Genomic DNA, 23,843 nt, shown 5'->3' with positions numbered 1-23,843 from the left:
CTGTGCAGGAACAGGGGCGTCTCCGGCGGGTTCCCGCCGGGGGCGCCCCTGTCCGTATTCACCCGATTGGGTGTCTCACCCTGCGGGAGGATGCGGCATAAGGGTGGTGCGGCTACGGCGGTTTGTCTACGGCCGGTAACCTTCCGGCTGCTGGCGTTTTGTTGCGGTGGGCCATCGGTGCGGCCGGTGGTCCGGTCGACGGAGGTGTGTGGATGCGGCTCGCGGTGATCCCAGGAGACGGGATCGGGCCCGAGGTGGTCTCCGAGGCGCTGAAGGTGCTCGGCGAGGTAGTACCGACGGCGGAGATCACGAACTACGACCTCGGCGCGGCGCGATGGCACTCGACCGGTGAGCTGCTCCCCGAGTCGGTCCTCGGCGAGCTCCGCCAGCACGACGCGATCCTGCTGGGCGCGGTCGGCGACCCGACGGTGCCGAGCGGCATCCTCGAGCGCGGCCTGCTGCTGCGCCTGCGGTTCGAGATGGACCACCACGTCAACCTGCGCCCGGCGCGGCTGTACCCGGGTGTCCGTGGTCCGCTGGCCGACGCGGGCGACGTCGACATGGTGGTCGTGCGCGAAGGCACCGAAGGCCCGTACGCGGGGACTGGTGGCCTGCTGCGCAAGGACACGGAGCACGAGATCGCGACGGAGGTCAGCGTCAACACGGCGTTCGGCATCCGCCGCGTGGTCGCGGACGCGTTCAACCGCGCCGAGGCCCGGCCCCGCAAGCACTTGACGCTGGTGCACAAGACCAACGTGCTCGAGTACGCGGGTTCGCTGTGGTCGCGCATCGTCGAAGAGGTCTCGCTGGAGCACCCGGAGGTGACGGTCGCGTACTCCCACGTGGACGCGGCGACCATCCACCTGGTGACGGACCCGTCCCGGTTCGACGTGATCGTGACGGACAACCTGTTCGGCGACATCATCACGGACCTGGCGGCCGCGGTGACCGGCGGCATCGGGCTGGCGGCGAGCGGGAACCTGGACATCACGCGCCGGAACCCGAGCATGTTCGAGCCGGTGCACGGGTCGGCGCCGGACATCGCGGGGCAGGGTCTGGCGGACCCGACCGCGGCGGTGCTGTCGGTTTCGCTGCTGCTGGACCACTTGGGTCAGAAGGAGGCGGCTCGGCGGATCGAGGCTTCGGTGGCGTTCGATCTGGCTACGCGGGATCAGTCTTCGCCGGGGGCTACGCAGGCCATCGGGGATCGGCTGGCGGCTCTGGTTTCGTCGAACGTGCGGACGGCGGGCTGAGTTTTTCGTTCGGGAGAGCCCCGCGCCTTCGTGGCGCGGGGCTTTTTCGTGCCCGGGGGTGGCTTTGGCTCGGCCGGCGTTGTGAATGACTCATTCACCTCATCCGAGGCCAGGGCCCGGCAAGGTCGCGTCGGCGAGTGGGTGACCGGGCCCAGGCTGGCCGCGTGGTCTGTCCGGCGTCGCGGGGATGTCGTGAAAGGGTCGTTCATGGCGTCTGGTGAGGTGAACGACTCTTTCATGACATCGCGGATGGGCGGATCGGCCGTGCTGCCCGACTTTGCCCGGGACCCTGCCGCCGGAGTGACATGAATGACTCATTCATGTCACTGGACGACATGAATGAGTCATTCACAACGTCTGCGGAAGCTCCGGCGGGCCTGCCAGCCGAGTTGTCCACAGGCCCCTCGTGATGTGGACAAGCCGGTGCCCAGACCGCTTCCCAGCCGGTTCTGTCGGCAGCCGCCGATAGACTGGACCGGGGTCAGCCCCCAGGGACGGGTGGGGCCTGCGGGGTGGGGTGTTCCCGGATGGTGGGAGCTTGACCCAGTTTGTGGACTTCCCGCGAAAGCGTGTGGCATGATGCGACCGTGACCAGCTTCGCGATCATTATCGACGAGCGCGCCGGACGGTAGCTCCACAAGAGCACCCGGCGCGCAACCTCTCGCACCCATGCGGGAGGTTTTTTTGTTGCCACGAAACGATTGGGAGAAGACCGTGACCCGCCAGGAGCCCGCCGATACCCCGCTCGGCGATGCCTTCCACCTCTACGACACCACCCTGCGCGACGGTGCGCAGCGGGAAGGCATCACCTACTCGGTCCAGGACAAGCTCGCCGTCGCGCGGCTGCTGGACGAGCTGGGCGTCGGGTTCATCGAGGGTGGCTGGCCCGGTGCGCTCCCCAAGGACACGGAGTTCTTCGCCCGGGCGGCGAAGGGCGAGCTCAAGCTGAACCACGCCGCCCTCGTCGCGTTCGGGGCCACGCGCAAGGCCGGCACCACCGCCGACGCCGATCCGCAGGTCCGCGCGCTGCTCGACAGTGAAGCGCCCGTCATCACGCTCGTGGCGAAGTCCGATCTGCGGCACATCGAACGCGCTCTCCGCGTCGACGTCGACGAAGCCTGCGCGATGGTCAAGGACACCGTCGAATTCCTGACGAAGGAAGGCCGGCGGGTTTTCCTCGACGCCGAGCACTTCTTCGACGGCTACGCGTTTTCGCCCGAGACCTCGCTCAGGGTCCTCGACGCCGCCGCGCACGCGGGTGCCGACGTCCTCGTCCTGTGCGACACCAACGGCGGCCAGTTGCCGCTGGGTCTCGCCGAGACGGTGAAGACCATCAAGGAAAAGACCGGATTCCGCCTCGGGATCCACTGTCAGGACGACACTTCCTGCGCCGTGGCGAATTCCGTCGCCGCGGTGCAGGCCGGCGCGACGCACGTCCAGTGCACCGCCAACGGTTACGGCGAGCGGGCCGGCAACGCCGACCTCTTCGCCGTGACAGGGAACCTCGTGACCAAGCTCGGCATGGACGTCCTCCCGACCGGAGGAGCGGCCGAGCTGACCCGGGTCTCCCATGCCCTTGCCGAAATCGCGAACATCGCCCCCTACACCCACCAGGCTTACGTAGGGGCGTCGGCCTTTGCCCACAAGGCAGGGCTGCACGCGAGCGCGATCAAGGTGGATCCGTTGCTGTACAACCACATCGATCCGTCTTCCGTCGGCAACGACATGCGGGTGCTGGTCACGGAGATGGCCGGCAGGGCCAGCCTCGAGCTCAAGGGACGTGAGCTCGGGGTCGACCTTGCCGGCCGGCCCGAAGCGCTGACGAGCGCCATCACCAAGGTCAAGCGCCTCGAATCCGAGGGCTGGTCCTTCGAGGCCGCCGACGCCTCCCTGGAACTGCTGCTGCGCCAGGAAGCCGATGTTCCGGCAGAGTCGCCGTTCGAGCTGGAGTCCTACCGGGTGGTGCTCGACCACCGCGCCGACGCCGAGGTCGTGTCCGAAGCCACGGTCAAGGTGCACGTCGGCGGCCAGCGCGTCATCGCCACCGCCGAAGGCATCGGCCCGGTGCACGCTCTCGACGCCGCCCTCCGGAAAGCCTTGAGCCCTCACCTGTCCTGGTTGGACAGTGTGGAGCTCGCCGACTACAAGGTCCGCATCCTCCAGGGCCACCCGGGCACCGACGCGGTGACGCGCGTGCTGGTCGAGAGCACCGACGGCGAACGCGAGTGGACCACCGTCGGCGTGCACGGCAACATCGTCGAGGCCAGCTGGCTGGCCCTCTGCGACGCGCTGGTCCACAAGAGCAGCACCGTGGCCCCGGTCACGGAAACCGCGGACGTAGACTGACCCCGTGCGCCTAGCCCGTATTGCTCATCCCGGTGGTGTCGCGTTCGCTTCGGTCGAAGGGGACGGTGACGACGCCCAGGTCCTGGAAATCGCCGAGCACCCGTTCGGCAACCCCAACTTCACCGGCAAGCGGTGGCCGCTGGCCGACGTCCGGCTGCTCGCGCCGATCCTGCCGTCGAAGGTGATCGCGGTCGGCCGGAACTACGCCAAGCACGCGGCCGAGTTCGGCAACGAGGTGCCCAGCGCCCCGATGCTGTTCCTCAAGCCGTCCACCACGGTCGTCGGCCCCAACGCGCCGATCCGCCGTCCCTCGGACGTGGGCCGCGTCGACTTCGAGGGCGAGCTGGCCATCGTCATCGGGCAGCCGGTGAAGAACGTGCCCGCCGCGCGTGCCGCGAGCGCGATACTCGGCTACACGGTCGCCAACGACGTCAGCGCGCGCGACCTGCAGAAGTCCGACGGCCAGTGGGGCCGCGCGAAGGGCTTCGACACGTTCTGCCCGCTCGGGCCGTGGATCGAGACGTCGCTCGACGCGTCCGACCTCTCGCTCAAGGCCGAAGTCGACGGCGAACTCAAGCAGGACGGCCGCACGTCCGACCTGGTCCACAAGATCCCCGAGCTGGTCGAGTTCGTCTCCGGCGTGATGACGCTCCTGCCCGGCGATGTCATCCTGACCGGCACCCCCGAGGGCGTCGGCCCGATCGAGGGCGGTCAGAGCGTCTCGATCACCATCGAAGGCATCGGCACCCTGACCAACCCGGTCGAGAACGTCTAACCCCTGGTCGCCGGCTCCATCGGCCGCCGGGCGAACGCCGGGGCGTGCTCCGGCCGCAGCCCGAGGCCGAGGAGCCGGGCCGGGAAGTACGACAGCCGCGGGAACCGCGCGAACGCCTTGATCATCGGCTCCGGCGGGCCGTTGCGCCTGCCCGCCATCACGGCGCGCACGACGCCGCGGTGCAGCAGCCGCTGCAGCCCCTGCACCAGCAGCGTCGGCGCGAGCCGCCGCGCGCGCACCTTCGCCAGGTCCGCCTCCGTCGGACGCCCCCGCCGCAGCGGCTCGGCCAGCAGCGTGGCCGCCGCGACCGCGTCCTGCACCGCGAGGTTGATGCCGACGCCGCCGATCGGCGACATCGCGTGCGCGGCGTCGCCGATGCACAGCAGGCCGTCGGTGTGCCACTTGCGCAGCAGGTTCAGCCGCACGTCGAGGAACTTGACGTCGTCCATCGTCTTCAGCTCGTCCACCCGGTCGCTGAACTCGGGGCAGATCTGCGCCACGTTCTCCCGGAAGGCTTCGATGCCCTGCTCGCGCAGGTCTTCGCCCTTCGGCGCGAGGTAGGCGACCTGGTAGAAGTCCGGCCGGGGGAGCGGCACCGCGAAGCGCCGGTCCCGCATCTTCGGCAGCAGCATGCCGCCCTCTTCGTCGTCGTGCCGCGAGAGGCGGAACCACCAGACGTCGAACGGGCAGTCGTACTCGCGCGGCACCAGGCCGGCCTCGCGCCGCGCCAGCGACCAGCGGCCGTCGGCGGCGATGACCAGGTCCGCGCGGATTTCCCCGGTCTCACCGGCCGCCGTACGGTAGGTGATGCCCGCGACACGGCCGTGCTCGCGGACCAGCCCGGTGCATTCGGTCTCCATCCGCTGGACGAACGTCGGCTCCTTGCGGGCGCTCTCGGCGAGCAGGTCGAGGAAGTCCCACTGCGGCACCATCGCGATGTACGGGTGGGGGACCTTCAGCCGGGTGAAGTCGGCCAGCTTCATCATCTCGCCGTTCTCCTGCGGGAACCCGGCGGCGGTCAGCTCGCTGTGCGGCAGCGCGTGGAACTTCTCGCCGAGGCCCAGTTCGTCGAGCAGGGTCAGCGTCGACGGGTGCACCGTGTCGCCGCGGAAGTCGCGCAGGAAGTCCGCGTGCTTCTCCAGCACCGTCACCTCGACGCCGGCCCGGGCCAGCAGGAGCCCCGTGACCATCCCGGCCGGCCCGCCACCGATGACGACGCAGGTCGTGCGCTCGGTCATCTCGACCATCTCCCCATCTATTCATCGCGTGTTGAATAACTTGAGAATGCACCCGCCGGACCCCGGCGTCAAGGGGTGTGACCGGGGATACGCTGATCGGGCGAGCCCGCTTCGTTGCCGGAAACCGTCCAAACGCGACAGTTGGTCGAATCCGCGCGGGCAGGACCGCGGTTCGCCGCCGCGCGCTTGTGGACGGAGCGGATTCCCCGTCGCCGCAAGGGTTTTCAGGGACTGGGAACGTTTCGCACGCCAGGAGTCGACGTCGCCCGCCCGTGGCGCCGGATAACCGAAAGGCGACGGTTCGCCAACTGGGAGTAGAGCCGGTGCGCCGGAACAGGGGAGCGCCAATCACCTCTTTGGCAGCGTCGCGAACGCGGCGGTTGCCCTAGCCTCACTGGGTGGATTTCGCCTTGGCACCCCGGACCCCTTCGCGAACCGCCTCGCCCGCCGCGGGAGCGTCCGAGCCCTGGGCGCCGCCCGAGTTGCGGCTGGTGTGCCTGGACATCGACGACACCTTGATCGACTGCACCGCCGCGATCCGCCGCAGCCTCCACATCCTCACCGGCCGGGGTGACCTGTGGCCGTTGTGGGACTTGATCACCGAAGAGCACGTCGCCCTGGTCGTCGCCGGCGAAATCGACTACGCGACCATGCACCAGCGGCGCACCGACTGCTTCCTCGCCGAGATCGGCATCCTCGCCGACGCCGAGCAGGTGCTCTCCTTCGAACGCCGCCGAAGAGAGCTGCTCGACCATTCGTGGCAGCTGTTCGACGACGTCCTCCCGTGCCTGGAGTGGCTCCGCGCGGCGGGCCTGGCGCTGGCCGCGGTGACGAACGCGTCGGGGGTCCACCAGCGGCGCAAGATCGCCGACCTCGGCCTGGCCCCGTTCTTCGACCACGTGGCCATCGCGGGCGAGCTCGGGGTGGCCAAACCCGATCCGGTGATGTTCCACACGGTCTGCCTCGGCATGGACTGCGCCCCCGCCCAGGCCGTCCACGTCGGCGACAAACTGGACACGGACGCGATCGGCGCCCGCGACGCGGGCCTCGGCGCGATCTGGCTCGACCGCGACGGCATCGGCGAGCGCGCCCCTGCCGGCGTCCACACGGTGGCCGGCCTCGCCGAGCTGCCTGAGCTGCTGGTTTCCGAGTACGCAACGATCGGCGTCCCCGCTCAGCGCCGCGGCGAGACCCCCGCGTTCACCGTCGGGAACGGCGTGCTCTAGTATTTCTCCTCGTGCGGTGCTGAACCGGCCAAGCCGGGAAAGTACCTCACTGGGGTATGGTGTAATTGGCAGCACGACTGGTTCTGGTCCAGTTAGTCTAGGTTCGAGTCCTGGTACCCCAGCTGCGGAGAGTGACCCCCCTGCGGAGCGAGAAATCGCCTCTGGTAAGTTCTCTCCAGCAAGAAAAACAGAAAAGCCTTGGGAAACCAGGGAAGTTCCTAGCCCCCGTCGTCTAGCGGCCTAGGACGCCGGCCTCTCACGCCGGTAGCGTGGGTTCGAATCCCATCGGGGGTACAAACAGCTACCACCCAAGCTCGGTTGACCCAGGTCAGTCGAGCTTTTTGGTTGGGTAGCAGACATGGCGTCGGAGATCCTCTCTGCGGCTTCCGCCGTCTTGGGCAGCTGATCCACTGGCAGTGTAACTGTGATCGTCACCTCATCGCCGCGCCCGTGGACGTGGACACTCAATCTCGTGACTTCGAACAGCTCGCTCAGAAGCTTTCGGGGCGCCTTCGCCAGGTTCACCGCGAGGTAGGGGAGCGCCTCGATCCGGGTGAGATCGGCCGGCGTAGGTCCGGCCTCTTGGTCGGCCACGTCCAGTTGCGCGAGGAGGGCCAGTGAAGCGGTCTTCTCACCTTCGAGATCGTTGTAGTTCTGGCGGAGCCCGCGGGTGAACGGATCGTCGGGGTCACCCTCCCGAGCTTGGCGCATGATCGAATCCTGCTGCTGCGAGATCGTGGCCAGGCGTTTCCGCTGGCGCAGGCGCTCCGACTCTCGCTCCCGAGAAGCGGTGTCGTCAACACTTGCCAGCTCGGCTTCGAGGATCGCTCGTCGTTCGGTGCCGAAGAGCCGGTCGGCGTAGAACCGGCAGATCGCCTCCAGGAGTTCGTCCTCGCGGATGCGGATCGACGTCGGCAGCCCGGCGTGGAGGGCGGGCTTGCCCTGGTTGTTCTTGCCGGGCCAGCAGAGGTAGTAAACGACCTTCTTGTGCTTCATGTCGCCGACCATCCGTCGGCCGCAGCTGTGGAGCACCCGTCCCCGGAGGACGTACTTGCGCTCGGTCTCGGGGTGGTTGTTGCGTGTGTCACCGTCGCGTGAGCCGCGACCGGTCCTGCGGTCGCGGTTGATCTCGTCGAACATCCACTTGGGGATCAGGGGTTCGTGGACCGGCTTCGGCGACCAGACCCACTTGTACAGTTCGTTGACCCGGCCGCGCTTCGACGTCGTCGCGCGCCGGTTGAAGACCTGGTAGCCGGTGTACTTCGGGTTGCAGAGGATGTTGTACACGGCGCTCCTGCTCCAGGCGCCGCGAGTGCGGGCTTTGCACGGAGCTTCCGGTGGTGGGTACTTTTCCAGGTCGGCGTTCAGCAGATCGGTGATTGCCGTGCAGCCGAGGCCTTCGTAGTACCGCCAGTGGGCGATCTGGGTGACGGTCTGGCCCCGGACACCGTCCGGTTCGAGCCGAGACTTGGTCTTGCCCTTCTCCGCCTTGACCGGGCTCGGGTGCGGGACGATCTTGGCCTTGTAGCCGTAGGGTGGCTGGCCGATGTTCCAGCCGTCGCGGACGTGGGTGCACAACCCACCCCACGACTGCTCCAGGGTGTTGAGGACTTCGTACTCGGCGATCGACTGGTTGATCCGGCGCTGCAGAACGCGCTGGGCTCGGCTGCCGGTGAGCGTCAGCGGCTCGTTGGAGGCGAACAGCGGGACGTCCGCACGCTCGAGCTCTCGTTCGACCGAGAGCCCCTCGAACGCCCGCCTGGCGACGCGGGCGATGTTCTCGCAGATGACGACGTCGAAGCGGCGATCGCGCCGGGACGCCTCGTCGAGGAGATCGGTGATGCCGCCGGCGCGGGGGATCGGGATGTCGAAGCGCTCGTACCCCTGGCCCCGGCCGCGCGCGTCGAGTTCGAGGCGCCCGGACTCGACGTCGAAGAAGTGCGCGGTGATGACCCACGAGGCCGGGATGGCGTTCTTGCTGTTGGTCAGCTGGCGGATGATGGACTGGCGCGGGTCTTGCTGGTCTTCGGTCGAGGTGCGCGCGAGGAACGCGACGCGGACCTCGTCGTTGAGCAACGCCTTCGGCATCCCCAGCGGGGACACGGCGTAGTCGGACAGGCCGGCTGAGGGCGGTGCCCAATCCTGCGTGGTCATGGTTGCTTGCTCTTTTCGGACGTCTCTTGGAGGCGCGTCTCAGCCCAGCCGAGGAGTTCGTGCGTGATGGTCGCTATCCGGCGGCGGACTCGGGCGCCTTCTGCGCCGGAGATGGATTCGATGTGAACGGAGTACGTTCGTTCACACGCTAACTCGGATTTCCCCGCCGCAGCAAGCAAAGGATCTTTTGGTTCGGAAGGCTGGTCCACGAGAGCACCCCCGCGACTGAGCGAGACTTTCACCGAATCTGCGAGATAGGCACGCTTGCCGCGGACCTCGCTGATTCTCGAAGCCGACGAAGTCAGAGCGCCGTCTCGGCCGGCGAGACCTGCTCCCGCGGCGGTCTCGTCGCGGCCGCCGCGGTTCACTCGGAAGTGTGAATGTCGGCTTGCTCCTGGTCGGGGGCAGGGAACTGGCTCAGGGAGGGAGCGAGCACCGGTTCCGACGCTGGCCCGGATCTTGTCATCCGAGTGAAGGAGCCGGCGTCATGTCGTCGTCGAGCAGCCGTTCCACCGCGAACAGCCCCCTCACCATGCTGCAGAAGCAGTTCGAGCAGGACCGCGTCGTCGCGACGTTCGACGAGGCGCTGAGCAGCTGGTCGAGCGAATCGCCCGCGCTCGCCGACATCACGTGCCACCAGGATCTGGTCGCGGTCTTGGCGACGCGCGACTACCCCCGTCACGACGAGGTGCTGCACGCGCTCCTCACCCGCGCTGCGGAGCCCGGGGGCGTGGTCGCGGCCGAGATCGTGGTGAACGCGATGCTTCCGGCGGTGCCGGGGATTGTCGGCCGGGTCGTGCACGCGGTGCGGGTGGCTGCCGGGGGTGTCGGCGTCCGGCGCGGTGTGACGGGTGGTGGTGTTTCGGCGGCGGAGGACAGCCGGGACATCCAGGCGTCGGTCATCGGGCACCTGTGGGAGCAGTCTCGCTGCTATCCGTTGCGGCGCCGGAACCGTGTCGCGGCGAATCTCGTGCGCGAGACCCAGCGCGCGGCGCAGCGAGACTTCGGTGTCGGCTGCCGCGGACGTGGTGAGCATGGACGACGACGAGGTCCACCGACCTCTGGCGGCGGTCCCGGCGGAGATGGACGCGTCGGAGGAGTTGCTGGGGTTGCTGTCGTGGGCGGTGGCGGAGGAGCGGCTGGACGAGCATTCCGCGACGATCCTGACCACGCGGTTCTTCGGTGATCCGGTGGGCCGGGACGGCGTGGCCACGGACCGGCAGATCGGGACGTTGCTGAGGTTGAGCCAGCCGACGATCACCCGGCACCGTCAGCGTGCGCTGGAGCAGCTCACGGCCGCTGCGGCCGAGTTTCCCGGAGGTGATCTTCCTTGGGCCGGTTGAATCACACCGGCTCCTCGGTCACGTGACTCAGGTGCTGAGGGAAGCGTTTGCGGCGAGGGTGGAGGTGAGCGGTGATCAGGTTCCGAAGCCGAACGGGATCCGGACCCGACCCACTGGCTCGCCGTCGCGGTACAACCCACGCGATTTTCGCTTACAACCACGCTGAGTAGTACGTGCGGAAAGTGCTTGCGGGCGCAGCAGCACGACTGTGGTGCGGTCCTGGCACCAAGTCGTGCTGCGCGGGCAGCGGCCGGGATCCAGGCGGATGACTTGGTCTTCTTCGGGACCGGCACGGGGCGCATCACGCACGTCGGCCTCGCTCTCGCAAGCGGTTCCACGGTCAACTCCCCGGACTTCGGCAAGCCGGCGTGCGTCGACCTCATCAGCAGAGCGCTCTGTGCGACGTGTCCTGCAGACCCGTGAAGAGCAGCCTCTGCTTGTGGGTGGGGCCGGACAGCACGTGCGCTCGCCGGACTTGCCCGCTCATTTCGGATTCTCCGCTTCGACAACGCGCACGTGGTTTCCGGCGACTTCTGCCCAGGACTCGGCATCGACATCGCCGGCTCCTCCGCGGTACCAACGGCCTCCAGAGGGATCGCGATACCACCGGTTTCCCGCTTCGGCTTCGAGAACTGTGCCAACTGGTGGCTCGGGATCTGCCGGTGTCAGAAATTTGTCGCTCATTCCACTCTTCCTGCGTTCGGCTGGCCGGATGTGGCCTGTTCCAAGAACGTCACAGAATCGCTGAACGTCCGCTATTGGTGGGCGGGTTCGCGCGCGCGGTCATGGGATGGGCGTACCGGGGCTGAGCTTCAGCCCGTGTTTGAGAGCCAGGTCGTCATTGCGCTCCCCGAGTTGCCCGGTTCGATCGTCGGGTCCTACGTCGGCCCCGCGTTCGCCGGCATCGACGGACGTGCGCTTCAGCCAGGTCGGCGCGGAGAATCCGGCCTCAGTGCGAATGCCGACATGTTCCCCGGCACGCATGGCCGTCAGGCCGTGCTGGAACACAGGGCGCCGAAGGCGCTCCGTCTGGGCGACCTCGTCGTGCGCGGCGCGTTCTGGTGGGTGACCGCCGTGGCTGCCGCGATCCTGATCGCGGTGTTCGTCCGCCACCGACACCTCCGTTCCCGCCACCTCCGCATCCGAGTCCGGTTCGACCTGTTGCCGACGTCGGCCTTCGATCCGTCGCTGCAAAGCTGTGCTGGGGTTCGCGCATCAGCTGGGACAAGTGTGACCCGTGCACGGGTGATGAGCTCGTTTATCCCGACGTCGAGATCCGCCGGGTGGCATCACGAAGCGGGCTTGGTCGACGGCGAGGGTGGTTCGTCCTCGCCGTCGACGGGACGGCAGCGGTGATCTCTCCCCAGTGATCTGCTGGCCACCACAGTTACTTCCGCGCGGCGGCGACCTTCTTGCGCGGCGCGCGCTTCCGCGGCGCCGGGGCCTCGGCCTCTGCCGCCTGGGCTGCTTCGTAGGCCGAAATGACCTCGGAGGAGAGACGGCCCCGCTCGGAGACCTCGTAGCCGTTCGCGCCGGCCCACGCGCGGATCTGCTGGTTGCGGTCGCGGTCCCTCGCGGTGGTGGTGGTCGACTGGCCGGTCGCCACCCGGACCTTGCGCCCACCGACTCGGCGGGCGGCGGCGACGTAACGGGCGAACTCCTCGCGCAGGGCGGCACCGTTTTCGTCCGACAGGTCGATTTCGTACGTCACGCCGTCGAGACCGAACTGGACGGTCTGGGTTGCGGTGGTGCCGTCGATGTCGTCGAGGATCTCGACGAGGACTTTCTGAGCCACTGAATACTCCTCGGCTGGATGCGCGTCGGTGAACGCGGGTTGTGACAGGTTGCACAATGCACAACGTTCTTCCGTGGAGTGTATCTGCCGCGAGGTCGGGTCGGCAATTCAGCCTGCGGTTTCGGTTGTATCAATCCTGTGATCTTGTCCGTGTCTGGTGTTGCGCAGAGTTGCGGAGGGTGCCTGTGGGAGGAGAACCCGGTCTGGCCTCGGTGAATCCGCGCACGTCTTGCCTCGACCTCATTCCGCTGACGTCGGCCAGGAGTCGCTATCACGCCCGCTGCGTCGGCAGGAATCGCGAAGGAAAGGGGACAGGCTGTTCGGCGCAGTCGCGGAGAACGCGGCCGAACTGCTCGAAGAGTTCCAGCCGGTCGCGTGTCCGACGGCCGGAGATCGTGTGCGGAAAGCGACGAACCTGACTCAATGAGTGGGGAACAAGTTCACGACCGACGAGCCGTTTTGGCTGGTTCGGTGTGCCGCGTAAATTCCCGGCCGCGCAGGCGCACTTGCGGAGCGTGATCGGTGCGTTGGACGTGTCCTGCGGCGAGAATTGCTGGCGGGCGCGGCCCGCGGGTGTTCGACCGGCGCTTTCGCGCGGGATGGCGAAACCCAGTGCCAATTCAACGGTGACGCGCGCCCTGCCTGCGAGGCGCTCTGCTACCTTGCGATGCGGCTCCTGGTGGACTATGCGCCGACGCTCTTCCAGATCCCGACGCTGCTGCACGAAGAGACCTGGCGAGAGCCGATCCTGCCGATGCTGAAGCCGTGCGTGCCCCGGACGCGACAACGGTCGTCACGAACATCATCGACTGGCTCCGGACGACCCCACACTGTCGGCGTTCCTGATCACCTCGGTGATGATCTACGACCTGTTCCGTTCGTCGACGAGTTCGCTGCCGTCGACGGTGCTTCCCGCGGCTACCTCGCGGCGGCTCGCCCGGAAACACGCAGGGCGAGCTACGCGCGGATCGCGGCCTCTGTGGTCGGCCGGTCTGGCTACTTTGAACATCCAAAGTAGTCAAGGCTGTGTCGTCGCGCCGGGGTTTCGTCGACGACCCGCCCGGCGGTGAGCGCGGTAGCCCCACGAGACGATGGCAGCGGCGATCGTCGGCACGACCGTCAGCGGAGGCATCCTGGAGGTCTCGCCGAGCACCCTCGACGAAACGCCGCGCGGAGTTCGCGCAGGGCGACGTGACGGGTCTGAGCACTCATCTGCTCGAACACCGGTAGAAGGAGCCAGCATCCGCAGAGGGTGCTGCGGACTTCCGCTGGCGGGAGCCGACCGCCGCCGAACTCGCGCCCGTCGCCGCTTCGATGGCCGACTGGAGCTGGGACCGGGTGGCCGCCTGCGGTGGCCCGGACCCACGACCGGCGAGGGATTGCGACCATGCGAACGTGATCAGAGCCACACCGGCCGGCAACCCCCGGCTTGCTCGGCGGCCTCACCCGGTTCCGGTGGGCACAACCTCGTTCGGGATGCGCCGGACGAGGGGTATCAGGCCGAACGGGATCCCTTTGGGCGAACGATCGGCGTGACCGGCTGGCTGGGTTCCGGGCCGTTGCTATGATGGCAGTTCACGGCGGTGGGGACCACGTAGGGCTGTGAGCGCAACGCCGCTGCCGGGCGCGGGTCGGCTTGCCGAGGGGGGAGGGGCACGCCGACCCGCGGGCTGGACGCTACACGAGGAGCAGTGGCCCGGCCTCGGCAACGTTGCCTTCTGTGGCGACGCTCTCCTGACCACCTCCCACATTCGCGGTTCTCGACTGGATATGGGACGTGGATCCGAAACGGACGGTGGATGAGTGAACGGCGAGGAAAGGTTCACGGACGGCAAAACTCTTGCGAGCAAACTATTTCCTGGAGACGCCGGCTCAGTCGGAGGGGCGTTCGGGCAGTCGACAGTTGGCTGTACGTAGTAGGGCGGCTACGGTCTGACAGGGGGCGCAGGCGGCGATGTGCCGACCGAGAAGCTCGCTGCGGCGACGGGGGAGCGCGCCGCGGACCCAGGCGCCCAGCTGCCGGCGTGGTTCGCGGCAGCGTGATGCGTCACTTTCGGGGACCTGGGCCTGCAGGTAGGCCTGGCGCAGGCCCTCTCGCGCGCGCTTGGCCAGTGCGGCCGCGCTGTTCGGCGACAGGTCGAGCAACAGGCCGGCGTCGGCGAGGGAGCTGCCTTCCACTTCAGTGCGCCAGAGCACCGTCCGCCAGCGCCGGGGCAGGCTCAGGAAGGCCGACCAGACGAGGCGCTCGTCCGCGCGGCCCAGCGGGAGAGGCGGCGTTGGACTGCTCCTGATGAAGCTGTCGGGAATCGTTTCCCAGAGCTCGATCGCCCCGCTCTTGCGGCGCCACCGCGACAGCAGGTTTCGCATCGTCACCACCAGGTACGGGCGCAGGTCCTCGCGGGGGCCGCCGCCCTTCTGCACGATGGCCATCACCCGCGTGAACGTCTCCGACACCAAGTCGTCCGGCTCGGCGGGGTGGTGTGTCCAGCCGGTCGCCATCCGCCGTAGTGGTTCGGCGTGCCGCCGGAACAGCAGCTCGCACGCGTGCGTGTCACCGGCGCGCAGGGCCGCGAGCAACACTTCGTCCGAAGGGGGATCCGTGGTCTCCATCACGTCCTCCGGGATGGCCTGACCGATCATGGATATCCGGTTCCGGCATTCTGCGTCCAGCTGGACACCGGAAGTAGCAGGGGCAGAACTGTGCGGTATCGGTCGGCGAGGTTGCGGGTATGTGGCCCTTGTGGCCTCACCCTCGTCGCCGCCGGGACTTGCCTCTGCCCACACGCGACGTATTCTTCGCGTGTCTCCAGCTAAACGTATTGAGTGTGTTGAGTCCAGCCGGAATTGTACGCGGCCGGGAGGGCAGATGGGGTCGGAAGTCTTCGTTCGGGCAGCCGGAATCGGCAGCACGGTGACCTACCTGGTTGCCGGGCAGGTCCTCCCCAGGCTGTGCCGACGTGGGGAAGTTGTCGGCGAGGCCGTGCCAGATGCCGAAACTGACGGCAACTGGATCCTCGTGCGCACCCACGGCTGCCCGGACGGCGCGGCTCCGGAGTGGGTACGGGAAAGTGACATCATCGATGTGGTGGCGCCCGGATGAGGGCGCGTGCACTGCCGCGCACAGTCGTTGTGATCGGACTGCTCGCGGCGTTCGCTGGGCCGTCAATGTGATCACTGGATGTAAAGTCTTGGCGAATTGTGGGTTTGCGGGCGGTAAGATGGCTTGCAGCTGATTCGTCCGCCGGACGCCTGGATCACTCCGCGCCTGAGTGGTAATTCACGATGATTCTGAAACAGCTTGCCGTCTGGAGGGGTGCGGGACAAGGTCAAGGGCGCCGCGGCGAGCAGCCCGGTCTCCGGCGCGCGGCCGGCGAGGCTCCGGACGACGTGCCGTGCACGGACCGGTCGGCCGGCTGGGGTGTGCGCGTTCTGCGCCTGCTCCCGCAGACGCCGGCACTCCCTATCGACAGGAATGGCCGAGCCCGCCTCAACGCTGCGTCGCAGTGCACCTGCACCGCCAGTTCCGGCCTGGGGTCAGACGCCAGCATGGGCGAGCGTAACCTTGTCGTCACGCATTTCCACCACACCGGCCGCATTGCCGGGAGCGTTGACCAGCAACCCCACGAGGTCCTCTGCGATCCTGCGCGCGGCATCTTCGGTGTCGACGCTGGTAAAAGTGGACTCCGCGGGACCGAGTCCGTGCACCGTGCCGTCGACGGCCGGCAGCAGCAACTTCACGCTGAAGTTTTCCGTATGACCGCGCGGGACTCCATGGAGACCCTTTTCCTAGCGGACCCCGACGACCTTGTCCGCGCGTTGCCGGCCCTGGGTGACCCGAATCCACAATCGTGAGGAAACCATGTACACATCGTGACAGTGTCGTTCCCCGGGTCCGGTAGCGACACGTCCGCGCCTCACGTGACAACGGCTGAGCCAGGTGTCGGGCCGACTGAACTCCCCCTGCGGGTGGCTGACTGGGCGGCACCTTCCCCGATCTCCCCGTCGATACGCATCCCCGTGCGCCCCGCGGTGATCCGCTGCCGGCGCTGGAAATTCACCGCGCTTCGTACTTCCCTCAACCGGCTCAGCGCTGTGGTCCTGGCCAATCCGTCCGCGGCGGGAAGATCCGGCGCGAACACGTCGCCGGTGCCGGTGAGCACGATCGCCCGGTCCGGGCCGATGTAGGCGAGCGCGGCGCCCAACCGGTCCAGCAGTTCGCGGTTCAATGAGCCTGACGGCGCCGGCCGGACGCGGACCACGACCACTCCCCGCGAATACTGAAGCTCGAGCACGGTGTCCTCCTCGACACGGGAATGGTGCCCGGAAAGTCGAATATGTGGAGCATAGAGGCGATGTCGGCCCCCGCTCCGTCTCACATTGAGACCGCCGCTTCCGGACCGGTGATCGAGTCCGGGGACGCGCGTCGCTCAGCCCTGGCGTGACCCTCGCGGGGGAGAAGACTCCCCGATGGGGGTGATCGACTCCCTTGTCTGCTCCGGGGAGCCGCTCGGGGTTGGTCAGCGGCAACTGGGCTGCTGTCCTCGCCTGACCCCGGGGCCGAACGCCAACAGCAACGGCTGCCGAAGCCTTGGGCCGTTGTCGGACGCCTGTCACCGCGTGGTGCCCGTCGGCCCGCGCGACGTCGGCGGTCGCGGCGCGGCCGATGACGAGCCGGCCGGTGGGTGGCAGGTGCGCCTGCGCGAGCACTGCTTGGCCCACTTCGCGCAGCTCGGGCCGGGGTCCAGCCCCGCTTCGGCGGCGAGCGTCTCGAGCGCAGTGCCATCGACACCGCCGAGCGCTGCCTGTCCGGGTGCCGGCACGATGCCTGACGTCTACCCGATGCGACGCGCGGCTTGCCCGTGGCGCCGGACCAGGCGTGGCGATGAGCGCGTCCAGCCGGAACGCCGTCAGGATCTTGACCCGAGCCAAGCCGGGTGTTGGGCACGAAGGACATCGCTCGATTGCTTCGAGCGGTATGCCGGTGCGAGAGAGCGGTCGGCGCGGCCGCGAGTGCTCGGTTCAGCTGTTGTCAGGCTTGGCGGCCGATTCCCCTGCGGACTCGGGCTCCGGTTCAACGGCGGGCGCGGTCGGCTCCGCGGCCTTGAACGCGGCGTAGATCTCTTTGGGAATCCGGCCCCGCTCGGCGATCCCGTATCCGTTGGCTTGTGCCCAGGCGCGGACTTCCTGGTTGCGCTCGCGTTGTGCCGCCCCCGTCGAGCTGCTCCGGTTCCCCGCCGTCGACTGGCCGACGGTCACCTTGATCCGGCGCCCGCCGGTGCGCCGGCCTGCTTCGATGTATCGAGCGAACTCGTCGCGCAGCGCCGCAGCGTTCTCGTCGGACAGGTCGATCTCGTAGGAGACGCCGTCGAGGGCGAACGGCACCGTCTGCGTTGCGGCCCCGCCGTCGAGGTCGTCGACGACTTCAATGAGGACTCTCTGTGCCATGGGAGCGCCTTTCGCCGGGGAGGGTGATCGTCGAAACCGTGACCGCGGGGCGCTCGGTGTTCTGGCCTCACAGTCCGGCGAGGTCGTGGATCCCTGCGCAAGCGGCGGCGAGGTATCCGTGGGCCGTCAGCAGTTCGGTGTGGCTGTTGGCGGATGGGCTGAGGCGAAGGCGCGATTTCGGTTATCAGTGACAGGGTGCCGCCGGGATCGGGGGCGACGGCCACGGCCGGAGTGTCGGCGGTCATCAATCCCTTCCGTTCGTCGGCCCGGCGTGAGGCAATATTAGCTCGTAGATCGCCCGGGTAGCGTCCGTGTAGTATCTGAGGGTGCGGTCTCCGCAGGTGAACACGCGAATACCATCTGGTCGAGTTACCCCGGGCGGGGTAGCATTCGGACGTTATTGCCTGTAAAGTTACTCGTCCGTCGGACGTGCATAATTGCGACAAGGTCGCTACCGGAAACGTTCGTCCTTGTTCTCGGTTGGACTGACCCCGGCTGGTTGATCCAGGTCGAGTGAGAGTCATACTGCCGCTGGCGTAGCCCGCTCGGCGGACTGAAGGCCGACAACGCGAATCGGTCGTGGCGGACAAAGAACTCGAGATCGATGCGGTGCGGGATCCGGAACGCCTACCTCACGCCCACGGCAAGGCCGTGGCGCAGCGGCTACGTCGAGTCGTTCGACAGCCGCATCCGCGAAGAATGCCTGAACATCAACATCTCCCTCGGCTACCAGCCGACGGCGGTCTGCGCTGCCGGCTGCACCCACCGATGAAAGTGCGACTCGCAGTAACCAAGACGTGGCCCGATCGGACGGTCAACACGGGACAACCCATTGGCGCGCTATCCGTTGCCGGTGAGGTTCCGTCGCATGAACACCTGCGGGTGGCCGTCGCGGCTGCCAGTGAGGTCGCGAAGCTTGACGAAGCCTGCGCGTTCGAACATCGAGACCGTGCCCACCGAAGCCATCGTGCGGCTGAGCTTGTCGCCGCGATTGTCAACTGGGTACCCCTCGACAGTGGATGCACCGTGCCGGGAAGCGTGCTCAACTGCTTCGGCCAGGAGCGTCGTTGCGACCCCGCGACCGCCGTGCTCGGGCTGGACGCGGAAGCACCAGATCACCCACGCAGACTGGTCATCCACTTCGCCATACCTCTTCGAGGTGGCGAACTCGTGCAGATCCGCCTTCGGTGCCACGCCCACCCAGCCAACGGCGGTCGCGCCGTCGTAGGCCAACAGGCCCGGGGAATACGGCAACGCATGGCACAGCGACTCGGCCGCGGCGGCGCGCTGCTCACCAACGAGCCGGCTGAAGTCGCCAGGTGCCAGGCGATAGCTCAGGCACCAACATCCCTTCGCATTCGCCCGCTTGGGCGCCAGGATGCCGGCGACCCCCGGAAATCGGTCGCCCGTCGCAGGGTGCACCACATAGGTCACAGCGACAAAGCTACACATCCAGGCCGACAACCAACAGCCGGTCACGATCTAAGTTCTCGATTCGGATGGAGCGTGTCTCGTGAGCGCAAGGTCCATTTTGGACATGCGCCGTGGCGAACGGCGCGCAAGGGTTGCGCGCATTGGTGATCGGTCGAGCCCAGCCTCGTCGCTCGATGCCCACCCGGGGCGTCCTTGGCGGCAGCCGTCGCTCGGCAGCTTCGAGCCAAGCTCAACCCGTTCGGGGTCCCCCACGCGGGTTCGCTCCGCTGGGAGTTGAGCCGGGCGAACCGGGCTCGGTCCCGCAGAATGGTCGCATGAGCCGAGCGGGATTGACGGCGGAACGGGAGCACGTCGGTGCGACTGCTCGACGCACGCGACGGGTGCTGTACGGAGCGGGTTTGGGTGCGTTGCTCGCGGCCGCGGCGTGGGTGATGTCATGGGCGGTGATGCACGTCTGAAGCCGCGACTTGCCGGCGGCCGCCACATCCGATCTGCTTCGGCGTCACTCGGCTCCCTCACGTGGGGTGCACGATTTGCCGTAACCCGGCTGCTACCCGACGATCTCGGTGCACCGCGCGCACCAAGTACATCGGCGTGCGGGTGAACGGGAAAGGAAGTCGGTATGGGCCAGCAACTGAAGGACGGGCTCGGGCAGGCGTGGAACCTGGTGGCCACGTTCGTTCCGAAACTCGTGGGATTCTTGATCATCCTGCTGATCGGCTGGCTGATCGCGAAGGCGATTTCGAAAGCGCTGGGGCTGGTCCTCGGCAAAGTCGGGTTCGGGAAACTGGTCGAGAAGACCGGTCTTTCCGGGAACGTCGGCAGTCAGAAGATCGACGCGGCGGGGATCCTCGTCAAATTGGTGTACTACTTCATCCTGCTGATCGCGTTGCAGCTGGCGTTCGGGGTGTTCGGGCCGACGAACCCGGTGAGCCAGCTGCTCAACGACATCATCGCGTTCCTGCCGCGGATCGTGGTGGCGCTGGTGCTGGTCGTGGTAGCGGCGGCGGTCGCGAAGGTCGTGCGGGACGTGGTGGCGTCGGCGTTGTCGGGGCGGGGTGCGGCGCGTCCGTTGTCGATGGCGGCGTACTGGCTGATCATGGCGTTCGGCATCATCGCGGCGCTGGGCCAGGTGAACATCGCGACGGCGATCACGGGCCCGGTCCTGATCGCGGTGCTGGCGACGATCGGCGGCGTGATCGTGGTCGGTTTCGGCGGTGGTCTGATCAAGCCGGCCCAGGACCGCTGGCAGGGCTGGCTCGCGAACCTGCAGAGCCAGACCGGTCGCCGGGACGCGGCGAACAGCCCGGCCGTCCCGAACGGCGCGGACGCGCCGACCCCGCCGGTTGAAACGCCGTACGCCAGCCACCCAGACAGGGGGCAGTACGCCAACCGGTGACGTTCTCGTGGTCGGCCCGGCGGGCGAGCGCCGGGCCGGTTTCACTTGGTGCGTTCAACTCGATCCAGACCGCAGCACGCTGGGCCGTTGTCGGCGCCCGGTCGTGTCATGGTGCGGCGCGGTCGACCGGCCCCAGGAGGTTGGCGCAGCTGAACGCTGCGTCGGCCGTGCCGGACAGTCGGACTGTCCAATTGCTCGGCGAAAATCGTTCGCCCGCGACCGCCGCTACCACGGATCGGCGCACCCGCGCCGACTCCCGACCGCATTGCGGGCAGGCTGCAGTGGTCGCCACCGGTCAGGTGTGCAATGCGGCAGCAATGCAGGATCGCATGCCCCGAACAGCCGACAGAAAGCCACGGCAGGCTAGAAGCACGTTCAAGCCAGGTCCAGGCTACGCGGTCTCGCTGATGTCGCCGCGAACTCGCCGGATCTTCTCGATCGCACGCAGAGCCGCCGAGTCCGGGATGTCGATGTCGCGCACGCCGTGGATCGCTGCTTCGGCGCCGCTGTCGAACAGCGGGACCGGCGACCGGTAGTTCACCACAGACTGTGCCGTTTCCGGACTGATTTGACCGGAAAAGACCGCCAGCCGCAGCGCCAGGAGTTCGTCACCGTCGTGGCAGCCTGCCCAGCCGGCACAAATGCGCCTGCGAGCGTCCGCACCGTCGTTCTGGTGACATTGGAACAGGCCGCCTGGCTGCAATCCCGTTTCGGCATCGTAGCGAGGAAGCTTCGCGTACTCGCTCGCGTGCCAGACGCCAGAGGGGGCATCACGCCGATAAGGGCAAGAAGCACACGGCCTCGGCACAGGAGGCCCGATCTGCTGATCGTCCACGGTCAGACTCCGCATCACAGGCGCACCGACGGGCTCGCGCGCACTTCCAGTTGCCTCCGGGCAGTGTCCCACCGCAGCGTTGATCACGACTGTCCGGGTGATGTGTGGGGACGCGAACCGGCTGTGGGTCGCCACCTGCGCGGAGGCAGACCGATTGTGAGGGTTAGCTCTTCTGGCGTATCTCCGACGGGCCCTGCGTCACGGCGGAAGACCAGGTCCGTCGCACGGTGGGCGTCCAGCAGGACGGGGCGACCATGACGTGAAAGGTCAGGCGGTGAGCGGTAGAGATGATGTCGGTGCGGCCGACTGTGTACGGAGGGGACTTCGTCGCCGTTGGCGGGTCGCGAGTATCACCAGCGGCTGGCGGTTCCCGAGGGACTGGGCCGTGCCCGAAGTGGACGATGTGTGCCGCTCGGCCCCTGTTCGCGGCGACCTGATCGGAGCGCTGGCCAAGCTGGGCCGGGCGCGAGCGCACACGGGTGCCGGGCTGGACGAGACACTGCAAGACGTCGCCGCGCTGCACGCGGTCCTGGAACGCGGATCAGACCCCGATGGGTTGATCTCCGCCGACCCCGACGCTGTGCCGCCGGCCATGCTCCGGGCCGCCGAGGCGGGCTGGGCGGACGTCGCGACCACCGCTTCCGAGACGGCGACCACGGAACCCTTGACCGGCCTGGCGACGGAGGAGTACCTCCGCGCCCGGCTGGTCGAGGTGTACCGGCAGGCCGCGCGCGGCAAGGGTGACGTGGCGCCGACGCGGGTGCTGCTGGTGATCGGAATCGATCTCTCCCGCGTCGCGCGCCGGTACCGGCCGATGGCCATGGTCCTGGTCGCCGATGTCGTCCGCACTGTCTTCGACGATGGGGAGACTGCCGCGGTACTCGATTGGTCGACGGCAGTGGTCCTTGCCGAGCAGGACGCGGACTTGGGGTGCCGCATCAGGTGCGTCCGCCGGCAGATCGCCGATCGGTTGTCGGGTGATCCGCAGCTCGCGGTCGCGGCTCACACCGAAATCCGGTTGCATCGCTTGCCCGACACTTGGGCGGGGGCGCACGACCTGCTGCGCATCGTCGGACAAGGGGAAGTGCCGAGATGCCGCAGGCGGTGATCTGCGGTGAGGCCGGGGATCCCGGCGGGCATGGGTCGGCGTCACGCGACCAAGGTGGCACGCAGCAACGTGCTCGCGTTCCCGTCCACGCAGGAGGGTTTAGGGCTGGCCGCGATGGAGGCCCTCGCCGCAGGGGTGCCGTGGTGACCCGCGACTGCCCGATGCTGCACGAGGTCTTCGGCGGGCCGCGAGGTTCCCCAGCGGTTTGTCACGGAGAGGTGCCGACCAGATCTCGGTACCGGCCCAGCGCGCATCGAGCGGTGCGTCTTGGCGAGGGGCAGGTCCGCGGAGGGCGGCGTGTCGGAGCCGAAGTCGCGCCACGTCCCGGCGGCGCCGGCCAGTACGGACGAGTGTCGCGTTTTCCACCACGCGGGCGGCCGCTGTGCGCGGAGGGTGCCTGCCAGTAAAGTCGCGCCAATGGGGGTTTTGTTCGTGCCGTATCCGGCGAGGGGGCATGTCGGTCCGTTCCTGGCCGTCGCGGCGGAGCTCGCGCGGCGGGGGGAGCGAGCGCGAATGGTGGTGCCTCCGGGGTATGAGCCAGCCGTGCGCGCCGCCGGCGTCGTACCGGTGGTGGCCGGATCGGACCGTGGTGCGCGGGTGCCGGCCGGCTGGGGGCCTGCCGATCTGGCGGACCGCGTCCGTGCGACGACCGAACGCCGCCGCACCGCCCGTTCGGTGCGCGAAGCGTGTACACGGGAGTTTGCGGAGCACCGGCCTGCTCTCGCGGTCGTGGACCCCCATGCGCGCTGGACCCGGGCGCTGCCCGCTCGGCGCTCCGCGTGGCTGTGGACGACGTCGCCGGGCGTGCCGGCCGGGGACACGCCGATGCTCGTGAACGGTCTTCCGCAGCTCCGGCCATGTGGACTGCCGAGTGGCCGGATCCGGTTCATCGGGCCGCTGCTGGGCGGACTGCGGGCGACCGTCCCAGGCTTCCCGTTCGACCGGCTGGCGGGCCGTCGGGTGCTCGTCGGCTCCTTCGGCACGGTCTTCGCCCGGCGGCCGCAGTGGTTGCGTGCCCTCGCCGAGGCGTTTCGAGGCAGTGACTGGACACTCGTGCTCGCCACGGGGTCCGTGCCCGTCACGGCGCTGGGGCCGCTGCCCGGCAACGTCCTGGCCTGCCCGTTCGTCCCGCAGCAGGATCTGCTCCGGCACGCCGACGCCCTGCTGACGCACGGCGGCATGAATTCGGTGCTCGAGGCGGCGCACGCGGGCGTGCCGATGCTGGTACGGCCGCGAAGCCGGGAACAGCGCCGGACCGCGCTCCGGGTGGCCGAGCTGGGGGCCGGCGCCGTGCTCGAGCGGGTGGGTGCGCTGCGAGCCGGGCTCGAGCGGCTGGTCGGGCACGCGGATACCGCCGACCGGGTGCGGGAATTCAGCATGCTGGTCCGGGCGGCGCCGGCCGTCGCCGAGGCAGCCGATCAGCTCCTCCAGCTGGCCCATCCTCGTCGGATGGGCTGAAGGTGAAGCCGTCGGTGCCGCTGACCCGATAGGG

General features: G+C 68.2%; 22 protein-coding genes, 2 tRNA genes and 2 pseudogenes. 16 read left to right on the top strand and 10 right to left on the bottom strand.

Features of this window, described 5'->3' with window-relative positions:
• Positions 1 to 212 precede the first annotated feature (212 nt).
• The 3 genes from G3I65_RS04915 to G3I65_RS04905 all read left to right on the top strand — a co-directional run bounded on the left by G3I65_RS04915 (position 213) and on the right by G3I65_RS04905 (position 4,374).
• Positions 213 to 1,253, top strand: a complete 1,041-nt coding sequence (locus G3I65_RS04915) for a 3-isopropylmalate dehydrogenase (RefSeq protein WP_125306359.1) — start codon at positions 213 to 215, stop codon at positions 1,251 to 1,253.
• A gap of 714 nt (positions 1,254 to 1,967) precedes the next feature.
• Complete coding sequence (gene cimA / locus G3I65_RS04910; protein ID WP_160695073.1) at positions 1,968 to 3,599, top strand: citramalate synthase; 1,632 nt, start codon at positions 1,968 to 1,970, stop codon at positions 3,597 to 3,599.
• Positions 3,600 to 3,603: 4 nt separating this feature from the next.
• Positions 3,604 to 4,374 (top strand): fumarylacetoacetate hydrolase family protein, encoded by a 771-nt coding sequence (locus G3I65_RS04905; RefSeq protein WP_160695025.1) that lies wholly within the window; start codon positions 3,604 to 3,606, stop codon positions 4,372 to 4,374.
• Here G3I65_RS04905 and G3I65_RS04900 read toward each other — a convergent pair.
• A complete protein-coding gene (locus tag G3I65_RS04900) occupies positions 4,371 to 5,621 on the bottom strand; it encodes an FAD-dependent oxidoreductase (protein ID WP_160695024.1) in 1,251 nt (416 codons plus the stop codon). The genes G3I65_RS04905 and G3I65_RS04900 overlap by 4 nt on opposite strands.
• Positions 5,622 to 6,103: 482 nt before the next feature.
• Between G3I65_RS04900 and G3I65_RS04895 the strand changes: the two genes are divergently transcribed.
• From G3I65_RS04895 to G3I65_RS57015, 4 genes are all read left to right on the top strand, one after another.
• A complete protein-coding gene (locus G3I65_RS04895; RefSeq protein WP_191983974.1) occupies positions 6,104 to 6,838 on the top strand; it encodes an HAD family hydrolase in 735 nt (244 codons plus the stop codon).
• A 50-nt stretch (positions 6,839 to 6,888) separates the two neighbouring features.
• A tRNA-Gln gene (locus tag G3I65_RS04890) sits at positions 6,889 to 6,960 on the top strand.
• A gap of 99 nt (positions 6,961 to 7,059) precedes the next feature.
• Positions 7,060 to 7,132: transfer RNA gene (locus G3I65_RS04885), tRNA-Glu, on the top strand.
• A 408-nt stretch (positions 7,133 to 7,540) separates the two neighbouring features.
• Positions 7,541 to 7,936: a hypothetical protein gene (locus tag G3I65_RS57015; RefSeq protein ID WP_239070513.1), complete on the top strand. Its 396-nt coding sequence runs from the start codon at positions 7,541 to 7,543 to the stop codon at positions 7,934 to 7,936.
• A gap of 72 nt (positions 7,937 to 8,008) precedes the next feature.
• On the opposite strand, the pseudogene G3I65_RS57010 reads toward G3I65_RS57015, so the two are convergent.
• Positions 8,009 to 8,218 (bottom strand): annotated as a pseudogene (locus G3I65_RS57010) (recombinase family protein); the annotation flags it as partial.
• Between the two features lie 33 nt (positions 8,219 to 8,251).
• On the opposite strand from G3I65_RS57010, the gene G3I65_RS57005 reads away from it, so the two are divergent.
• The 3 genes from G3I65_RS57005 (at position 8,252) to G3I65_RS57000 (ending at position 11,691) form a co-directional block, all read left to right on the top strand.
• Positions 8,252 to 8,965 carry a hypothetical protein gene (locus G3I65_RS57005; protein WP_239070510.1) on the top strand — a complete coding sequence of 238 codons (714 nt, stop codon included), beginning with the start codon at positions 8,252 to 8,254 and terminating at the stop codon, positions 8,963 to 8,965.
• A gap of 514 nt (positions 8,966 to 9,479) precedes the next feature.
• Positions 9,480 to 10,178, top strand: coding sequence for a hypothetical protein (locus tag G3I65_RS04875; protein WP_239070506.1), 699 nt, complete (start codon positions 9,480 to 9,482; stop codon positions 10,176 to 10,178).
• Between the two features lie 673 nt (positions 10,179 to 10,851).
• The gene (locus G3I65_RS57000) at positions 10,852 to 11,691 is read left to right on the top strand and encodes a hypothetical protein (RefSeq protein WP_239070503.1); all 840 of its coding nucleotides are present in this window, start codon (positions 10,852 to 10,854) and stop codon (positions 11,689 to 11,691) included.
• 31 nt (positions 11,692 to 11,722) lie between these two features.
• On the opposite strand, the gene G3I65_RS04865 is transcribed toward G3I65_RS57000, so the two are convergent.
• The 3 genes from G3I65_RS04865 to G3I65_RS04855 form a co-directional block, all read right to left on the bottom strand.
• Entirely contained in the window at positions 11,723 to 12,130 is a 408-nt protein-coding gene (locus tag G3I65_RS04865) for an Lsr2 family protein (RefSeq protein WP_160695022.1), read from the bottom strand.
• 271 nt (positions 12,131 to 12,401) lie between these two features.
• The gene (locus G3I65_RS04860) at positions 12,402 to 12,854 is read right to left on the bottom strand and encodes a hypothetical protein (protein ID WP_163046642.1); all 453 of its coding nucleotides are present in this window, start codon (positions 12,852 to 12,854) and stop codon (positions 12,402 to 12,404) included.
• 1,148 nt (positions 12,855 to 14,002) lie between these two features.
• Positions 14,003 to 14,770 (bottom strand): sigma-70 family RNA polymerase sigma factor, encoded by a 768-nt coding sequence (locus G3I65_RS04855; RefSeq protein WP_239070500.1) that lies wholly within the window; start codon positions 14,768 to 14,770, stop codon positions 14,003 to 14,005.
• 226 nt (positions 14,771 to 14,996) lie between these two features.
• On the opposite strand from G3I65_RS04855, the gene G3I65_RS04850 reads away from it, so the two are divergent.
• Positions 14,997 to 15,230: a hypothetical protein gene (locus tag G3I65_RS04850; RefSeq protein WP_160695021.1), complete on the top strand. Its 234-nt coding sequence runs from the start codon at positions 14,997 to 14,999 to the stop codon at positions 15,228 to 15,230.
• A gap of 434 nt (positions 15,231 to 15,664) precedes the next feature.
• Here G3I65_RS04850 and G3I65_RS04845 read toward each other — a convergent pair whose 3' ends face one another.
• The 3 genes from G3I65_RS04845 to G3I65_RS04835 form a co-directional block, all read right to left on the bottom strand.
• A complete protein-coding gene (locus G3I65_RS04845) occupies positions 15,665 to 15,868 on the bottom strand; it encodes a hypothetical protein (RefSeq protein ID WP_160695020.1) in 204 nt (67 codons plus the stop codon).
• A 176-nt stretch (positions 15,869 to 16,044) separates the two neighbouring features.
• Positions 16,045 to 16,422 (bottom strand): hypothetical protein, encoded by a 378-nt coding sequence (locus tag G3I65_RS04840; protein WP_160695019.1) that lies wholly within the window; start codon positions 16,420 to 16,422, stop codon positions 16,045 to 16,047.
• 727 nt (positions 16,423 to 17,149) lie between these two features.
• Positions 17,150 to 17,575 carry an Lsr2 family protein gene (locus G3I65_RS04835; protein ID WP_160695018.1) on the bottom strand — a complete coding sequence of 142 codons (426 nt, stop codon included), beginning with the start codon at positions 17,573 to 17,575 and terminating at the stop codon, positions 17,150 to 17,152.
• A gap of 628 nt (positions 17,576 to 18,203) precedes the next feature.
• On the opposite strand from G3I65_RS04835, the pseudogene G3I65_RS04830 reads away from it, so the two are divergent.
• A pseudogene (locus G3I65_RS04830) lies at positions 18,204 to 18,347 on the top strand (IS3 family transposase); the annotation flags it as partial.
• A 68-nt stretch (positions 18,348 to 18,415) separates the two neighbouring features.
• On the opposite strand, the gene G3I65_RS04825 reads toward G3I65_RS04830, so the two are convergent.
• A complete protein-coding gene (locus G3I65_RS04825) occupies positions 18,416 to 19,009 on the bottom strand; it encodes an N-acetyltransferase (RefSeq protein WP_203612282.1) in 594 nt (197 codons plus the stop codon).
• A gap of 622 nt (positions 19,010 to 19,631) precedes the next feature.
• On the opposite strand from G3I65_RS04825, the gene G3I65_RS04820 reads away from it, so the two are divergent.
• Positions 19,632 to 20,408, top strand: coding sequence for a hypothetical protein (locus tag G3I65_RS04820; RefSeq protein WP_160695017.1), 777 nt, complete (start codon positions 19,632 to 19,634; stop codon positions 20,406 to 20,408).
• A 391-nt stretch (positions 20,409 to 20,799) separates the two neighbouring features.
• Here G3I65_RS04820 and G3I65_RS56355 read toward each other — a convergent pair whose 3' ends face one another.
• Positions 20,800 to 21,243: a DUF6283 family protein gene (locus tag G3I65_RS56355; protein WP_203612281.1), complete on the bottom strand. Its 444-nt coding sequence runs from the start codon at positions 21,241 to 21,243 to the stop codon at positions 20,800 to 20,802.
• A 385-nt stretch (positions 21,244 to 21,628) separates the two neighbouring features.
• On the opposite strand from G3I65_RS56355, the gene G3I65_RS04810 reads away from it, so the two are divergent.
• The 3 genes from G3I65_RS04810 to G3I65_RS04800 all read left to right on the top strand — a co-directional run bounded on the left by G3I65_RS04810 (position 21,629) and on the right by G3I65_RS04800 (position 23,809).
• Entirely contained in the window at positions 21,629 to 22,351 is a 723-nt protein-coding gene (locus tag G3I65_RS04810) for a hypothetical protein (protein WP_160695016.1), read from the top strand.
• A gap of 54 nt (positions 22,352 to 22,405) precedes the next feature.
• Positions 22,406 to 22,498, top strand: coding sequence for a glycosyltransferase (locus G3I65_RS59010; RefSeq protein ID WP_345944070.1), 93 nt, complete (start codon positions 22,406 to 22,408; stop codon positions 22,496 to 22,498).
• A gap of 582 nt (positions 22,499 to 23,080) precedes the next feature.
• Positions 23,081 to 23,809, top strand: coding sequence for a nucleotide disphospho-sugar-binding domain-containing protein (locus G3I65_RS04800; RefSeq protein ID WP_309235265.1), 729 nt, complete (start codon positions 23,081 to 23,083; stop codon positions 23,807 to 23,809).
• Positions 23,810 to 23,843 lie beyond the last annotated feature (34 nt).

This window comes from Amycolatopsis sp. SID8362, assembly GCF_010550475.1.
Lineage (GTDB): Bacteria > Actinomycetota > Actinomycetes > Mycobacteriales > Pseudonocardiaceae > Amycolatopsis > Amycolatopsis eburnea.
Note: the sequence above shows the minus strand (reverse complement) of the source record. Positions and strands in the feature narration are given on the sequence as shown.

Bases quoted from the DNA above. Each gene is read 5' to 3' on its own strand.
- G3I65_RS04820 (WP_160695017.1), top strand. From the start codon at position 19,632: ATGGGCCAGCAACTGAAGGACGGGCTCGGGCAGGCGTGGAACCTGGTG.
- G3I65_RS04855 (WP_239070500.1), bottom strand. From the start codon at position 14,770: ATGATCGGTCAGGCCATCCCGGAGGACGTGATGGAGACCACGGATCCC.
- G3I65_RS04835 (WP_160695018.1), bottom strand. From the start codon at position 17,575: ATGGCACAGAGAGTCCTCATTGAAGTCGTCGACGACCTCGACGGCGGG.
- G3I65_RS04915 (WP_125306359.1), top strand. From the start codon at position 213: ATGCGGCTCGCGGTGATCCCAGGAGACGGGATCGGGCCCGAGGTGGTC.
- G3I65_RS04850 (WP_160695021.1), top strand. From the start codon at position 14,997: ATGGGGTCGGAAGTCTTCGTTCGGGCAGCCGGAATCGGCAGCACGGTG.
- G3I65_RS04875 (WP_239070506.1), top strand. From the start codon at position 9,480: ATGTCGTCGTCGAGCAGCCGTTCCACCGCGAACAGCCCCCTCACCATG.
- G3I65_RS04900 (WP_160695024.1), bottom strand. From the start codon at position 5,621: ATGGTCGAGATGACCGAGCGCACGACCTGCGTCGTCATCGGTGGCGGG.